Annotated in this window: 2 protein-coding genes; both read left to right on the top strand. The window is 54.4% G+C overall.

What is annotated here, in order from left to right; translation table 11 throughout:
- Positions 1–16: 16 nt before the first annotated feature.
- On the top strand, positions 17–16,771 hold the full coding sequence (locus tag B9Z34_RS03185; RefSeq protein WP_108426628.1) for an Ig-like domain-containing protein: 16,755 nt from the start codon (positions 17–19) through the stop codon (positions 16,769–16,771).
- A 4-nt stretch (positions 16,772–16,775) separates the two neighbouring features.
- On the top strand, positions 16,776–18,695 hold the full coding sequence (locus B9Z34_RS03180) for a peptidase domain-containing ABC transporter (protein WP_199220049.1): 1,920 nt from the start codon (positions 16,776–16,778) through the stop codon (positions 18,693–18,695).
- Positions 18,696–18,759 lie beyond the last annotated feature (64 nt).

Below are 18,759 nucleotides of genomic sequence, written 5' to 3'. Positions count from 1 at the left end.
TTTTCGAGATACAAACATGGCCAATCAGTCCCGCACCACGATCCGTTCCAATGATCAAGAGCTCGCTGCGATCAAGCATTTAGTTCGGGCCATCGAGAATTCATTAGCGACCGGCGTTTTGTCACTCGAGATGCAAGACGGTCAATTGGTTCTGTTGTTGGTTGATGGGCAAAGTTTGGCTTTGACCATGCCAGCAAATTTGCTGGATATTGATGATCTATGGACACAACTGCCACCCGATCTGGCGCAGCAAATGCAGGCTTTGATGAACGGTGCCGCAGTGAAAACTGCTCAGTTAGGCGGGTTGCCTGCAACCCAGGCGGCACCTGCAGAGGCCAATACGGAAATCATTGCTCGCGTTGCAGAGGCTGCTGGAGACGTTAAGGTCCAGCGAGCTGGTCAGGAAATCGTGCTCAAACCCGGAGATGGCTTGCTGGCTGGCGACACCGTGTTGACTGCGGCAGGTGCGCAACTCCGTATCGAATTGCTGTCGCAGCAAAACACCGTGACGGGGACCGGTGTGGTCGGGGAAAGTTCCAAAGTGACTTTGGGTGCACAGACAGCGGGCGCTGGCCCTGTGGCTGTTTACAAGGTTGATGCGGGTGCGATGGTTTTCGACAGGCTGGTGGACAGCGGTGTTCGGTTGCAAGTCATTACACCTGTTGGCGCTGTTCAGACCGGAGGCCAGGGTATCGGCGTCAACGTCAACAGTCAGACGGGCGAGACAACTGTGATCGGTTTGCCCGGTGCTGGCACGGGTGCAGGTGCTGCATCGTCTGTTCAAATCGTTACACCTAATGGCGGTCTGACCCCCATCACAGTTCCTTCCCAAGGACTGGTTTTCAACCCGTCTTCTGGGGCGACTGCTGGTTCTGTGGTTTCGGGTGCCAGTCCTTCGGGTTCCGCTGTGGGTAGCAACCAGACAGCACCTATCACCAAACTAATTAATGCACCGAGTGTTTCGGATACCGGGGGGCAGGTTTCTTCGGGGACGCCCATTGCTCAACCGACTGGACAATTGCCGACTCTTAGCTTTGCTAATCAAATTTCCTCAAACCTCAATACGGGTTTTGATTTGACCAAGGGTTCGGGACCTATATCCGGCTCCAACCTGTCTGCGCCCATTTCTTCGGGCTATCAACCTCCAGTTGTCACAACTCAACCCTTAGACGTTTCAGGGCAAAAAAGTGGGGGCAGCGTTCCTTTCGATCCGGCACCTGTTCGTCCCACGCAAGAGTCGGTGATTGTTCCTCCCGTCATTCCAAAGGTCTCACTTTTGCCATCGGCCTCGTCAGTCGACGAAAGAAGCGGTAAGGCTCTGATTAAGGTAACTCTCTCTGAGTCTACAACGCAAAGCGTCACTGTCAGCTGGACGGTAAATGGTGCCAACTCTGTTGGCGTCTCCTCTGTTCAGCGTGTGCAGTCTGCCTCGGGCCAACTTGTTTTTAATCCTGGTGAGCGCACCAAAGAAATCGAAGTTGTCATCAATCCTGATTTTGAGCGTCAGACTGCAGGCTCTTTCACTTTGACTTTGCAGTCAGCGGTGAATGGCGTTTTGGGTTCTCCAACAACCGAGACAGTCAATCTGACTGATGAACTCAAGATGACCGGTACGGATCAATCCGACAGCATCGTTGGCGGTGCTGGGGCTGATGATTTGGAGGGTGGTGCGGGTAATGACACGCTGAGTGGCGGTGCAGGCGCTGATACTTTGAGTGGCGGTACTGGAAATGATCTGCTCGATGGCGGAGCGGGTGCCGACAGTGTGCAGGCAGGTGCGGGTGACGACGCCATTGTGTTTGACGCCAACGACACCATCGATGGTGGTACAGGCAACGACCGCCTGATCATCAAGGGCAGTGACGTCGATTTGACGACACTGACGCCCGGTCAGGTGATCAACATCGAGACGATCGATTTGACAGGCAACGGTAACAACACCGTGAAGCTGTCGGCGGACAATGTCGAAGACATGGTGGACAGCAACAAGCAACTCAATGTGTGGGGTGATGCTGGTGACAAGCTGATTCTGTCGGATCTGAACTGGGAGGCGGGTAATGATGTCACAGAAGGCGATATCACCTACAAGACTTACACCCTCAATGGGTACACCCTGCGTGTCGACTCTGATGTCCAGGTGGTTTTTAAATTGTCAGGTGCAGCAGGCAACGACAGTCTCACAGGCGGTGGAAATCCTGACCTGATCACAGCGCTTGCGGGTGACGATACGCTCGATGGCGGTGCGGGCAATGACTCGTTGATTGGCGGTGAGGGGCAGGACTCTTTGATCGGTGGCAGCGGAGCAGATTCGCTGGATGGCGGTGAGGGTAATGACACCCTTGATGGAGGGGTGGACGATGACACCTTGATGGGCGGTGTCGGCAACGATTCCTTGCTGGGTGATGCTGGCGCTGATTCGCTGGATGGCGGTGAGGGTGATGACACCCTTGATGGAGGGGTGGACGATGACACCTTGATGGGCGGTGTCGGTAACGATTCCTTGCTGGGTGATGCTGGTGAGGATTCATTGGACGGTGGTGAGGGTGATGACACCCTCGATGGTGGGGCAGATGCGGACACCTTGATGGGCGGTGTCGGCAACGATTCCTTGCTAGGAGATGCTGGTGCTGATTCGCTGGACGGTGGTGAGGGCGATGACACGCTCGATGGCGGAGCAGATGCAGACACCTTGATGGGCGGATCTGGCAACGATTCCTTGCTTGGAGGTGCGGGCGCAGACTCTCTGAATGGTGAAGACGGTAATGACTATCTTGATGGTGGTGCCGATGCAGATACCGTTGTGGGTGGTGCGGGTGACGACGCCATTGTGTTTGACGCCAATGATGTTTTAATGGACGGCGGTGCAGGCAATGATCGCCTGATCATCAAGGGCAGTGACGTCGATTTGACGACTTTGACGCCCGGTCAGGTGATCAACATCGAGACGATCGATTTGACAGGCAACGGCAACAACACCGTGAAGCTGTCGGCGGACAACGTCGAAGACATGGTGGACAGCAACAAGCAACTCAATGTGTGGGGTGATGCTGGTGACAAGCTGATTCTGTCGGATCTGAACTGGGAGGCGGGTAATGATGTCACAGAAGGCGATATCACCTACAAGACTTACATCCTCAATGGGTACACCCTGCGTGTCGACTCTGATGTCCAGCTGGTGTTTGAAGTCAACGGCACCACGGGTGCAGATACCCTCAGTGGCGGTGATAACCCTGATGTGATTGACGGGAAAGAAGGTAACGACAGCATCAATGCCGGAGGTGGAAACGATACAGTCACTGCTGGATCGGGCAATGACACGGTCTTTGCTGGCTCTGGCGATGACAGCGTCGACGGTGGTACAGGCAACGATCAGCTGTCGGGCGACGCCGGTAACGACACCTTGCTGGGGGATGCGGGTGCTGACACCTTGTCGGGTGGTTCTGGCAATGACAGCCTCTCTGGTGGTGCAGACAACGACAGTTTGTCAGGTGGCGAAGGCGCCGATACGCTCGACGGCGGCGATGGAAATGACACACTGGATGGTGGTGTGGGCGCTGACAGTCTGGTAGCGGGTGATGGTGATGACACCCTGATATTTGATGCCAATGACGTTTCAGTTGATGGCGGTGCCGGCACTGACACCTTGGTGGTACGCACCTCTGAACTGGATCTTTCCACTTTGGAGACCCCCACTCTGTCGGGAATCGAGAAGATTCAGCTGGATCCAGCGTTCACGACAGCTCTGACACTCGATTACACGTCCGTCCTCAATCTGTCTGGCGAAGTCAACACACTGTACGTCACAGGTGACGATACCGACAGCGTCACGCTGGTCGGCACCTGGACGCAAGGGGCTGACAGCACGACGGGCGGTGTCACCTACAAAACCTACACTTCGGGTACTGCCCCCGATGAAGTCACGGTCTACATTCAAAACACCATCACGTTGCTCCAGCGGATTGAAGGTGATACCAATCCGTTCAACCTGGATGATCTGTTGCAAGGAACCAGTCAAGCGGATTTGCTGGATGGCAAATCGGGCAATGACACCTTGCAAGGCGGTGGCGGCAACGACGTGCTGCGGGGTGGTGCCGGTAACGACACACTCGACGGTGGCGCACAGAGCGACACGGCCGACTACAGCCAGGATACAGGTGCCGTCACGGTGAACCTGGATACAGGCACAGCAACCGATGGCACGGGCGGAAGCGACACGCTGCTCAACATCGAAAACGTGACCGGCGGTTCGGGCAATGACGCCATCACAGGCAATGCTGAATTTAACCGCCTGGACGGTGGTGCTGGCAACGACACCATCGATGGTGGTGCTGGCAACGACACCTTGTTGGGTGGTGCAGGCAATGATTCGCTTTTGGGGGGTGATGGCAACGACACCCTCTCTGGCGGCACTGGCAATGACACACTCAATGGTGGTGCAGGCACCGATACGGCCGACTATTCCGCATCCAGCGATACAGTGACACTGGACCTGAGCGCGGGTACGGCCTCTGACGGCACGGGTGGCACAGACACGCTTTCCAGCATTGAGAACGCCAAAGGCGGTACCGGCAATGACAGTTTGACGGGTGATGCCAATGCCAACCGCCTGGAGGGCGGTTCGGGTAACGACACCTTGATGGGCGGTGCAGGAAACGACACGCTCGATGGTGGTGCTGGCACTGCGGACCTGGTGAGCTACGCCGCCAATACTGCCAATCAGCCTGTCAATGTCAATCTCAATACAGGCACGGCAACCGATGGTCTGGGTGGAACCGACACTCTCCTCAATGTTGAAAACGCCTTGGGCGGTGGCGGTAACGACACACTGACCGGCAGCTCGGGCGACAACCTGCTGATGGGGGGCGCAGGAACGGACAGCCTGGATGGCGGTGCTGGCAACGACACCCTGCAAGGTGGTACGGGTAACGACACGCTCAAAGGCGGAACAGGCAGCGATGTGCTGGAGGGCGGTGATGGCACCGACCTGGCAGATTTCTCCAATGAGTCCAGTGCCATGACGATCAGTCTGGTCGATGGCAATATGAAATTCGGCACCACCGTCACCGACACGATGACGGGTATCGAAAATGTGTATGCCGGAACGGGCAACGACACCGTTGTTGGAGACGCAGGCAACAATGAAATCTGGGCCAACAGCGGCAACGACTCTGTTAATGCGGGCGCTGGCAACGACTCCATCCGTGGTGGTGCGGGTAACGATACGCTCAATGGCGGTGACGGCTCTGATACGGTCTTGTTTGATGATGTTGCAGGGCCGGTGGTCGTCAACCTGAGTGCAAGTGACATCACCGTGAACAGCACCACGGTGACGGCAGGTACCAGCCGAGGATTCGGCAGTTCGACCGCAGGCACCGACACCTTGCAGAACATTGAAAACGTGGTGGCTTCCGGTGGTGCTGACACGATTGTCGGTAGCGCGGCTGACAACATCATTGATGGTGCTGGCGGTGCTGACAGCATTGATGCGGGTGAGGGCAACGACAAGGTTTACTTTGATGAATCAGATTCCAAAGTGGACGGTGGAGTCGGCACAGACACCTTGTTGATCCGCTCTTCCACCTCGGTCGTGGATTTGACGCTCACGCGCGATGATGTTTTCACCAACTTTGAGGTGGTGGACCTGTCGGCCACAGGCAGTCAATTGCTGAAGTTGTCGGATGCGGACGTGCGCGCGCTCTCGGGCAATAACAACACCTTGATTGTCAACGGCACATCCGATGACACCGTTCGCTTGGTGGGTGCTTCCTGGCCAACCAGTCCTGCGGCAGAAACCGAAACCATCGATGGCATTGTCTACAACGTTTACAGTTTCACCGCCAACAGCGTGACGACCACCATCAAGATCCAGCAAGGCGTCTCGGTGGGTTATCTGATTCAAGGCACTGAAGGCAACGATAGTTTGCAAGGCAGTGCGGGTGGCGACCAGTTTGAAGGCAATGGCGGAAACGACACCATCAACGCTGGGGGCGGTGATGATCGTGCCGATGGCGGTGCTGGCGACGACAGCATGGTGGGTGATGCAGGTAACGACACTTTGTTGGGCGGTGACGGCAACGACACGCTTTCTGGTGGCACGGGCAACGACAGCCTGGACGGTGGCACAGGCAACGACAGCATCTTGGGTGGTGATGGCGCCGACACCATTTTGGCGGGTGCAGGCGATGACAGCATCGACAGCGGTGCAGACAACGACTCGGTCAATGCAGGTGAAGGCAATGACACTGTGTTGGCGGGAGAGGGTAATGACACCGTGGATGGCGGAGCCGGTGATGACAGCATCCAGGCGGGCGCAGGCAATGACAGCATCAATGCCGGCATTGGCAACGATACGGTCAACGGCGGACCCGGCAATGACACCCTGGATGGTGGCTCGGGCGTTGACCTGCTGGACTACAGCACAGACACATCGGGAGTGACGGTCAATCTGGTCAACGGTACAGCAACATCGACAGATTCTGGAACCGACACGATTTCGAATTTCGAGAACGTCACAGGTGGTTCGGGCAACGACAGCATCACCGGCTCAGATGCAGCCAACAAAATTATTGGTGGCGCTGGGGTTGACACCATCAATGCGGGTGCCGGGGATGACTGGGTCTTGTTTGACGCCAACGATGCCACGGTGGATGGTGGTGCAGGCAATGACACCTTGGCGATTCAGTCGTCGCCTGTGGACTTTACGGCCATCAATGACGGCAAATACATTGGTTTTGAAGCGCTTGATCTGACCAATCCGGTAGGTGTTACCGGCAATCAGAGTGTCACAATGGGCTTGTCGGACGTCATGGCGTTCTCCAACACCAGCGATGAACTCAAGATCCATGGCGATGCGGGCGATACAGTCATCCTGTCGGGCAATTGGACGGTTGTCGGTACACAACCCGTGATTTACAGTGATGGTGTCACGCAGCAGTATGTCAAGCTGCAAATGACCGATCCGCTAACGGGTAACCCCGTGACTGTTCTGGTTGATCCAGAGGTTTCGGTCAAGCTGATCATCACAGGCACCGAAACCAGCAACACAACGACCTTGGGCGTAGACAACTTGGTGGGTGGCGCTGGCGATGACACGATTTTGGGTCTGTCGGGCAACGACTCCATCGACGGTGGTGCCGGTGTGGACAGCATCGATGCAGGTGATGGCAATGACACCATCATTTTTGATGCGAATGACACTGTCATCAATGGCGGTGCTGGCTCTGACACACTCAAATTCGCAGGCACGGCCGATGGCGTGATTTTGGATCTGACCACGACCACTCAGAGCATCAGCAATATCGAAGTGATCGATATCACCGGCAAGGCCACCGCGCCTGTTGGCGACAACACCCTGGTGCTTGATGCCAGCAGTTTGGTCGCACTTGCACCAACTTTGAATACGCTCACCATTGACGGTGATGCAGGGGACACGGTTTTCTTGGTTGGTGGCAGTGGTGTTTGGGGAACGCCTACGCTCACAAGTGGATACAACGTGTATACCGCCGTGATTGGTGGGATAAGTTACACACTCAATATCAAGGCAGATATCACCGCTGGCAATTTGGTTTTAGGTTACACAGACGGCAACGACACAGGTGTGGCGGGTACTTCCGGAGATGATCTGATTCGTGCGCAAGATGGTGACGACACTGTGGATGGTGGTGCTGGCAGCGATCTGATTGATGCTGGTGACGGTGATGACACCATCCTGTTTGATGCCACTGATGCCATCGTGGATGGTGGTGCAGGTATAGACACCTTGGAGTCTACTGGCTCTGCCATGGATCTGACTGCGATCAATGACGCCGTTTTCAAGAACATCGAGGTCATTGATCTCGTGGCGGGTATTCCAAACACCATCTTGACCATGGCTGCAGCCGACGTGGCCGCTCTGAATGCAGACAAGACCGTCTCAGTGCTTGGAGATGGCAGTGATGCCGTGGCCTTGCAAGGCAATTGGACGCAGGGCAGCAACTTCACAGATGCCAACAGCGTGACGTATCAAACGTTCACCCTCGATGGTGCCACTGTGCGTGTCCAATCGGGTGTTCCGGTCAGCATCACCTACACTGGAACCAGCCAGGCGGATCAGATGATTTCAGGTGCTGGCAACCAATCCATCAGTGGTGGCGCCGGTGCAGACTTCATCAGTGGTGGTGCAGGCAATGACACGCTCATCGGCGGCGCCGGTGACGACGTGCTTGTCTACGACGCTGCCGACAGTTCCATTTCCGGTGGTGCAGGCAATGACACGCTCAAGTTGTCCGGCTCGGGCCAGACACTGGATTTGACCGTGATTGCCAATTCGGTCATTTCAGGCATCGAAAAGATCGACCTCAGCGGTACTGGTGACAACGTGCTGGTGCTCAATCCGGATGATTTGCAGGCCCTTTCCACCGAAACCGATACCCTGATTGTGACGGGCAATGTTGGCGATTCGCTGCGACTGGCGGGCACAGCGTGGGAGTCACGTGGTTCCGAGCTGGTCGCGGGCATCACCTACAACAAGTATGTGGGTATTGCTTCTGACGGCTCCATCGTCACTTTGCTGGCAGGCCTGCGCATCGTCAAAGGTGAGGAAATCACAGGCACATCTGGGGCTGACAGTCTGACCGGCTCAGTGGGCGGTGACAAGATCGATGGTGGTGCCGGCGACGACACACTGGACGGCGGCGCAGGTGCAGACCTGCTGTACGGTGGTGACGGTGATGATGTCTTGGTCTACGGCCGTGAAGACACGGTGCAAGACGGTGGCGCTGGTAACGATACGTTGGAAGTGCGGACTTCGGGCGAGATCATTGACCTGCAATTGGCAGGTCGCCAGGATGGCGGCACCTTGCAACCGACATTGGTCAGCCTGGAGAGCATCAACCTGAACCAGGTTGTCACAGTCAATGGTGTTACAAGTGGTGGCGCTAACTACCTTATCCTTGATGATGCGACTATCCGCAGTCTGTCCGGTGGTACCTCGTTGTCGATCAGTGGTGAGAGCGATGACATTGTCTTTATAGATGGCGCCAACTCGACAACATCGGGCGTTGTGAGCGTCAGTGGTGGTTCAACTCTGAATCTGTCCGGAAATATCACAGTCAAGACCGTGATCAAGGACGATGCTGATTCCGACAGCATCGATGACAGCATCACCGGAACATCCGGTCAAGATGCGATCAAGTCTGGTGACGGCAAAGACACGATTGATGGTGGCACAGGCGCAGACATCATTTATGCAGGCGCTGGCGACGATGTGGTTTACCACGATGCAGCAGACCTGCGCGTCTTTGGCGAGGCTGGCACCGACACGCTGGTGGTGACGGCAGTTGACGCCAACGGCGGCATTGCAGCCACGAATGGCGGTACCAATACCGCAGCTGATGACATTGACTTCACCACCACTGCCGGAACCATCTACAGCGGCTTTGAAGTCATCAGCATGCGCGGAAATGGCAACCAGACCATCAAGCTCGACGAGCCTTCTGTCTTGGCCATGTCGGACACCGGCAAGATGACGGTCAAAGGTGATTTGGGTGATGTGCTCAAGCTCTATGGTGCCTGGACGGCTGCCGGTGTTGAGTCCGATGCCGAAGGCAAGATCTACAACATCTTGCAAAAAGGCGATGCGTTTGTCAGTGTTGAACAGACAGTGACGCTGCAAATCGTCAACGAACTCGGTGCGACCACCAAGATCGGTACCGACGGTAATGACGACCTTCAGGTACCCACCAACGGTGGTGCGCTGGCAGGTGACGGAGATGACATCATCCGCATTTACAACTCGGCTTACACCGGTGTAGACGGTGGTCGTGGTTATGACAAGGTGTATTACCAGTTATCGAATGACACGCAGACCACTCAAATCATTAATACACTTTTGATTCCGACAACCGGACTCACTAATATCGAAGAGATTGACCTGACCCGAGATCTGGCTTGGTTAACTGCGGCCAATGAAGCTGCAAACATTCTTAATCGGGTGCCCAACAAACTCATCATCAGCCCAGAAAAATTATTGGAGATGACGGATGAAGACGGAATTTTGATTGTCCGCGGCAATCCAGCTATTTATAACCACTACGATCCATTGACCAACCGTTATGACAGTTGGGATGGAATTAGCCGCTCTCAAGATGTCATCGACTTATTGGGCGACTGGGGGGATATGGTCACCAACGTTTCCACGGTGAACTACAACGGTGAAACGTTCACTCAAGTAATTGCTTCCAATGGAGCCAAATTGCTGTATACGCCCGGACTCAAAACCACGGTGGTCAACCCTACGCCGCAACTGTCGGCCTTCTCGATCGCCTATGACGATGGTGCCTATTTGGTGGGCTCTGGTATTGATCAGTATGCGGGCTGGAAAGTTGAAAATGCGGGCGATGTGAACAAGGACGGCATTGACGACATGATCATCAATGCCCGCGACAAGGCCTATGTGGTCTTTGGCACAGAATCCATGGCTGGTCAGTTTGACCTCTCCAATCTGGGGGACCGTGGATTCACCGTATCAAACGTTGGAACAACCAACTTCAGCACTGACAACAGTTACTGGGATTACTCTCAACCCACGGGTTGGGCATACGCTAACAAACCCACTTACCAACATAGTCTGAGCGCAATCGGGGATGTGAACGGTGATGGTATTGCCGATCTTGCCTCTAACGTTTATGGCAACAACGGTCTGGTGCGTGTGATTTATGGTCGTACAGACTGGAGCAACGTCGACATTTCCTCGGCGTCCTTCTTGTCTTCTGCCAGCAATGGTTACAGTATTCAACTGAAGGGGTTCGGTGTTGATTCGTCTTACACGGATTCATCAGAAAACATCACCAGTGCAACCGTCATCAAGGCTGTTGGTGATGTCAACGGTGACGGCTTTGCCGACTTTGTGGTCTCAAACCCGTATGCCACATACAACGGGGCAACACCTGACTCATCAACCTATACAAAGGGCGTGAGTTATTTATTCTTTGGTGGAAATTATCCCAGCAACGTTTCTATGACGGGGTCATCGTCTAAATTTGTTGCTACAGTCAAAGCTACACAAGGCTATGTGCACCAATATTTAGGCGCAAGTTACAGGGTATTTGTGAATGGCGTTGACTCTGGTGCTTATGTGACCGAATTTACAACGGATGACTATAACTATTGGGGAGGAACTTCGACCAGCATCAAGACCAACGTCGATATTGCTATTCCCAACGGGGCTGCAGTCACTATACGTAGTCTTAACGGCGTAACTACTTATGTTTCATTGACGAGTACTGAGGCCATTGCCTTGCCCAATTTCTCGGTGAGTAAGGGTGTGGCGATCTTGTCGGATGCAGCCAACCCCACTCACATCGGTGCCGATGTGACAGGTCTGGGTGACATCAACGGGGACGGCTATGAGGACTTCATGATCGGTGGTCCCGGCTTCAATGAAACGGGTGTCAATGGTCAGACCGATTACAGCGGCAGTGGCTACATCGTTTTCGGTAAAGCGGGAGGCTGGGGTAATACGGTGGTGGTGCAACGTGACTTGACGGCACCGACCATTTCCTCTTTCAGTCCTGGTGACAACAACTCTGGTGTCTCGCTGACGGGCAATTTGCAAATCAACTTCTCTGAATCCGTCAAGGCAGGCACCGGGTTGATTCTGCTCTACAACACCAGCACTGGGCGTGTTGTAGAGAGTTTCAATGTGGCCACGGGCATTGGCAATATGGGGGGCAAGCTGGTGGTGTCCGGTGCCAGTGTTGTTCTCAATCCGTTTGCCGCTTTGCAGACTTCCACGGCTTACCACGTTCAGGTGCAGCCTGGCGCTGTCCTAGATCTGGCGGGTAATGCCTATCTGGGTATCGGAGATACAGACACCACAACCTGGAATTTCACCAGCACATCGACCGCACTGACCGATGTGACTGCGCCTACGCTCACTACCAGTTTTGAGGTGGTGGCCAGCAACGTGGCTTATGGTGACCAGTCTTCCAGTTACAGCATCAGTGGCGGTGCATCGCCCACTGGCGTGATCACTCGAGGTTCTACCTACGGTGCGCCTGCCTCTACCTATCGTTTTGAGATCAATTTCTCTGAGGCGATCAAACCGTATGGCGCCTTCACACTGAAGGAAGGCTCTACGGTCATTGAGACATATAACCTGCAAACCGGAGTGGGATCCCGTGGCGGCTCCATCCAGTTGGTGAGCAACGGTGTGGACGGCACAAAAGTTTATGTGTCACCCTTCACCACACTCAAAGGGAATACGCTTCATTCGTTCCAGATTGATGCAGTTCAGGATTCTGCCGGCAATGAAATAGCGGGCGGCACTGTTAGCTTCAGCTTCACGACAGCAGCCGACACCACGGCTGGCATTCTTCAGAAGACAGATGGTACAGCAGCCATGCAAGGCTCTGTTGTGGATGGCGCCACAGGCGTACTGACAGAACAGAGCTTGACATTCCAGGCAACCGAATCCTTGCTGTTTGGCTCTACCGGAAAAATCGAGATCCGTACCTATTCAACTTACGATACGGCTACCGCATTCCTGTCGTTCGATCTGGCCACTGCAACGCGCACAACCAGCAATGGGGTAGTGACTGTGACGGCCTCGGATGGTTCTGTGATGGTGCTCAATGGTAAGTCTTTGACCATCAACCCAGCGGGTGCCCTTGCCTATAACACGCGCTATGCTTTGTACATTGAGGCGGGTGCCCTCACTGATCTGGATGGTACCAACGTTGTTCGAGGGTCTTATAATTACACAAACAGAAGCGCTGTAGACGGTTCCCTTTCATATACCAGCAAAGACACACTGGACTTCACCACCATCAATGGTTTGTCAACAGCTGCAGGTGGTAATGCGGTGGACAAATCGCTGAAAGTGGGTGTCAATGACAATATTGAAATCACCTTCACTGAAACTGTGCGGGCGGGCACTGCTACCGAGGCCACCAAATTCATCAAACTTTACGACTCGACTGGACGTCTGATTCAGAGTTTTGATGTGACATCTACCGCAGGTGACATCGCATTTACAGGCTCTAAAGTGGTGCTCAACCCGACAGCGGCTCTGAAGCTTGCTAGCGGTTATTACGTGACCGTAGACGCCAATGCGGTGGAGGCGGCCAATCATGTCGGAACCTACTACGCGGGAACAGCAAATACCACAACATTGACATTCAGCACAGAGGCCGCTTCTCAGATCGATCCGGGTCAAACTACCTCAACGGTCAACCAGTACACCCAAAACGGCAATAGCAGTGCTAACGGCCTGTGGGCGGGTCAAGCGGTAGAGGCTGTGGGCGACTTTGATGGCGATGGTGTCAACGACTTTGTTGTAGGCACGTACCAGCAGGTGGCAGATAGTTCTGTTGCAGGTGGTTTCGCTTATGGCAAGTTTTATGTCGTGTTTGGCAAAGCCGGTGAATGGGCGCCCATCACCACGATCGACCAATTGAAGGCGGAAGGTCGCGTGGTTGAACTGTATGGAACGGCCAGCAACTGGATTTCGCGCATTGTCGAGTTTGGCGACATGAACAAAGATGGCTATGCCGATCTGTTGCTCTCATCTGGCGGTAGAACGCCCAACAACGACACCAACAACTCGGATGATTACACGGTCAGTAATGACGGTGACAAGGATGCTGGTTCTGTGTTTGTCGTGTTTGGTCAGGACCGCAGTTCCTGGGCTTCCAAAGTTAGCGTGACCAATCTGGGCGATCAAGGCCTCGAAATTACCGGTGGTTTGCCACAAGAACAGCTGGGTTACTCTATTGCTGCTGGTGATTTCAACAACGACGGCACGGTTGATATCCTCACAGGCATGCCGGTCAATCACCGCGATGGTTTTGCCTCGGGCGAAGGCTTTGTGATCAACGGGGGCGACTTCACCGAATCCTTGCTTGAAGTGGGCACCTCCCTTGCCGATGTCATGGTAGGCGACTACAACGCGGACCGTTTGTCTGGCGGTGGTGGTAATGACACTATTCATGGACTGGGCGGTGCAGATATTTTGCGAGGTGGTGAGGGTGATGACACCATCAGTGTGTCCGATCTGGATTTTGTTCTTGTGGACGGCGGCACTGGCACTGATACCTTGCAGTTCAAAGGTCACAACATCCACCTTGATCTGACGGGTTATGCGGGTGCCAGCATCCGCAGTTTTGAGCGCATCGACATCACGGGTGATGGCGCCAACAGTTTGACCTTCAATTACCGTGAAGCGGTGTATCTGGTTGAGCGGCAGTTGTCTCAGGCTTATGGTCAGTACTACACCATCACGATTGATGGTGACAGCGATGACACGCTGACGATGGAAGGTCCGTGGGCGCAAGTTGGTTCCGCAAATGGCTACACCACTTACGCGTTGGACGGTATCTATGTCAACGTCAAGAGTGCGATCAATGAGACCATCGCTGGCTGGACCATACCTTATCCAGGTGCCACATTGAGTTTGATGCCATCAACAGATTTGAACTTGCTGGCTGGTAATGTACGCACCAGTGCGATCAGTGGGGACAGCGGATTGGAAGTCAATTGGGCGTCCTATCTCATCAATATTGGTGATGTGAACAACGACGGATTTGCAGACTTTGCTCTGAAGGACCATAACTCGACTGTGACGACCTTGTACGCTATCGCTCGAAGTTATTCCAGTTACTACAACACATATTACGACCCAGGTGTTTACACGGCATACAACGGTGTCAATGGTGATGTCACTGTGATTTACGGTAAGGCTGGCGGCATTGGCACCATTGATCTGGCCAATTTGGCGTCTTCGGGTATGCGCTTGACGGGTTCAAGCAGTCTGTCCGATCAGTTCGGTTATACCGTAGCCAATCTCGGTGACATTGATGGCGATGGCAAGCAAGACATGTTGATCAGTGCGCCTTATTCCAGCAAGACCTTGACCTTCAACGAGGGTGGTGAGGAGAAGGTCAATGGCTCAACAGGTTGGAACAATGACGGGTGGTCCATTTCTCAAGAAGGACGCTTGTTCTTCTATATGGGTGGCAACGCCGCACTGGTTGCAGGAACTTCTGTTTCGGCTACTACCACAAGTCTGAGCAACAACTACGACAGCGCAACCACTTTGCCTTCGAGCAATACTGGTTCTGACCTCCCGGATCGCGGTGATGCTGACAGCGTGGCCAATACCATTTACACCTACACCACATCGGCTCAAACAGCCAGTGGCAGTTTTGTGGGCTCGGCCGGGTCTTACTTGGGCAGCACATGGGCGCCTATCATGCTGGGCGATGTGAACGGGGACGGTTTCGATGATTTCTTGACCGGAAAAGACAACTCGACCCTGGTGTTTGGTAAAGCGACGGGCTGGACAGGGCTTGATAACACAAGCACTTCGGCTTGGACGACCACCACCCTTGGTTACTGGACCAATGTGTCTGCCGCAGGTGACATGAACGGGGATGGTTATGCCGACTTCATTCTGGGCTCTGGCAATGACCGTTACCTGGTCTTTGGCAAGGCCGGAAACTGGAACAGCAGTCTGACGGTCAACGCAACCACTGGAGGTGGAACAGGTACGCCCGCCGTGGTCAAGATCACCCCCGAAACGGGTCTGGCCTTGAACCAGGATGGCAACCAGTTCAGTCTGAACTCTGCATCCATGCGTGCTTTGGGTGACATCAACGGTGATGGTTATGGCGATCTATTGATCGCTGCCAGCCACACGGCTGACTTCAATGCCAAGGACAATGGTGGTGCTTATGTTGTATTTGGCGCGGCTTCAGGATGGGGCTCTGACATCAGCTTGAGCAATCTGGCAACCAATGGCAAAGGTTTCCGCATCACTGGATCGGTCGACGCAACCTATGCTGCCTACAACATGACCGCTGCTGGCGATGTGAACGGTGATGGCATGGACGACTTCATCCTCACTGAATACGGAGACTTTGAAGCCAATAACGACGGCCAGGGTGGACAAGGTTCGGCTTACCTCATTTTTGGACGTCAGTCGGGCTGGAAAGACATCAATCTTCTGGAAATCCAGGACTATGGAATTCAGTTGCTCGATGGCGGGTGGTCTACTTATGGGTGGCAATCCATGGGTGACATTGACGGTGATGGTTTTGATGATTTGGGTTACTCCACTCACAACTACGCCAAGATCATGTATGGCACTTCGTACTTGACCTATGGGTCTAATGTGGGTGTTCAGCATGTGACCACCACCACGGGCGATACTTTGACAGCAACGTTGGGTGCTTCGATGAGTCCTAACCCCAATGCTGGCATGGACCGCTTGATCGGTAATGCAGGCGACGACACACTCATTGGTGACGGTGGTCGCGATGTTCTGATCGGCGGTGCCGGTAACGATCTGTTGAAGATCGCCGACGGTAACTTCTTCAAACTGGACGGTGGAACGGGTGTCGACACGGTGTTGATTCAGCAGACCACTGCAGCCAATCCGTTGACGATTGATTTCACCACGATCATGAATTCGCGCATCGAAAACATCGAAGTGCTGAAGTTGGGTGATGGCACTCAGTCGGTCAAGCTCAATGCGCTGGATGTGCTGAACATGACCGGCGAAGCCAACACTGCTGTTGTGGACACAAACTATCAGAAGGGCAATGTTTTGGTCATTGATACGGGTGCGGGATCTGGCTCTGACACGGCCGATACTGTTGAGTTGGCGGGTGGTGGCTGGTCTGACACCGGCGTTGACACAGCAGTGACTGGATTGACGGGTACTTTCTCTGTGTATCAGAACAGCACCAAGAACATTTATGTTCTGGTCGACGCCACAGCGACTTTGAGCTGATTCAATGACAGTTCAAGAAGTACAACAGCCCCCTGTGGGGGGCGATCCAGGTGAGCCAAGCCTGACCCGTTTGCAGCAGCTGAAAAGCCTGGCTGTCACAGGTCAAGACTTGACTAAAGTCTGGGGCAGTCGCTTGTGGCATTTCCTCACCGCCAAAGATGAGGCTGCTTATGAGTTGGCTGTAGCCCCGCAGCTCGCCGCTGAAGCCCCTGGGCGTGACTGGTTACAACACTTGTTGTTTCAGATGCGCCCTGCATACCGGCAAACCGTGGTAATGGCGCTGGCCATCAACATTTTGGCCTTGTTGACGGCGCTTTTTTCTTTGCAGGTGTACGACCGGGTTGTGGCCCACGCGGGTTACTCTTCTTTGGTGGCCTTGGTTTTAGGCATGTTGTTTGTGGTGGTTGTGGATTACACGATGCGCCATGGCCGAGCGCTGCTTTTGCAGAGAGTGGGGGGGCGTCTGGAAGTGGCCATCGCCAGAAGCGTTTTTCAGCGCTTGATGCATTTGCCAGCGCTGGAGTTGGAGAAGCGCAACGCCACTTATTGGCAGTCGGTTTTTCGCGACATTGAGTTGGTGCGCTCGACGTGTTCTGGTGGCATGGCTTTGCTGATCATTGATCTGCCGTTTTTGCTCTTGTCCTTGATCATGATTGGCATCATCGCTTTGCCTGTGTTGCCTGTTGCCCTGTTGACGCTGATTGCTTTTTGCGTGTTGGCGTGGTTGGCCGGTCGTGACACCGAAGACAAGAGTCAACAAGAAAAAGAGCGCATGGTGTCTCGTGATGCCACCATTGCGGAATTGGGGCAAGCGCGTATTCACCTCAAAGCCATGGGGGCAGACAGTGCCGCCACTCGGCGATGGGAAACCCACTACGCCCGCTGGATGGCCGACTCACTGGAGCGCAGCCGGGAGAGTGACCGTTACCGCGATCTGGCCACCGAGATGACGGTTTTGAATACCGTGGTTGTGACCAGTGTGGGTGCCTTGGCTATTCTCAGCCAGCTCATGACGATGGGTGCCTTGATTGCCGCCAATATTTTGGGCGGCAAGATGGTGGCCCCTTTGGTTCAATTGGTAGGTCAGTGGCGGTCATGGGGGCAGTTTCTGGCCGCTAAAAAGCGCTTGGGTGAACTGCTTGACATCCCACTGGACCGTACGGAAACCGATGTGCGCATGCCACGACCTTCTGGTACCTTGGTCATGGAAAACATCAGTTTTTCTTATCCGGGCAGCAAGCATTCGCAAATTCAGGAGTTGTCTGGCCAGTTGGGACCGGGTGGTCTGCATGCCGTGGTTGGGCCCAATGGCAGTGGCAAATCCACTTTGCTCAAATTGCTCCGTGGCTTGTATGTGCCGGCTCAAGGTCGCGTGTTGCTGGATGGTGCTGACATGGCCCAGTTTGCACACAGAGATTTGGCACGTTGGGTCGCTTACTTGCCGCAGCAGGTGCAATTGTTGTCGGGCACTGTCAGGGACAACATCGCGATTTCTGATCCGGATGCGGACGACGCCCTCATCGTTCGGGCAGCCAAACTGGCTTGTGCCCATGACTTTTTGATTGATCTGCCTGATGGCTATGGCAGCCAGGTTGGGGACGGGGGCGGGCGTTTTTCTGGCGGGCAGCGCAAGCGCATTGCTATTGCGCAAGTGCTTTTGCACGATCCAGCGGTTCTATTGCTCGACGAACCCACTGCCGATCTGGACCCGGTGGCAGAACAGTCGTTTGTGACCACACTCAAAGACATGGCGAAAGATCACACCATCGTGGTGGTCACGCACAGCCCGTATCTCTTGCGGCAATGTCAAGGAATCATGGTGATGGACAAGGGCAAATTGCTGATGGCCGGCCCTGCGGCCAAGGTGTTGCCTAAGTTGGGTATTGCACCGGCGCAGACTGCGCAGGAGGTGTCCAATGTCTAAGCGTTGGCCACTCGATGACGTTGTCGAACAACATGGTGAGCCTTATTGGCGTTTGTGGGACCGG

The organism is Limnohabitans sp. Hippo3, assembly GCF_003063665.1.
Lineage (GTDB): Bacteria > Pseudomonadota > Gammaproteobacteria > Burkholderiales > Burkholderiaceae_C > Limnohabitans_A.
The sequence above is the reverse complement of the archived record's forward strand: the minus strand, read 5'-3'. Positions and strand labels throughout refer to the sequence as shown.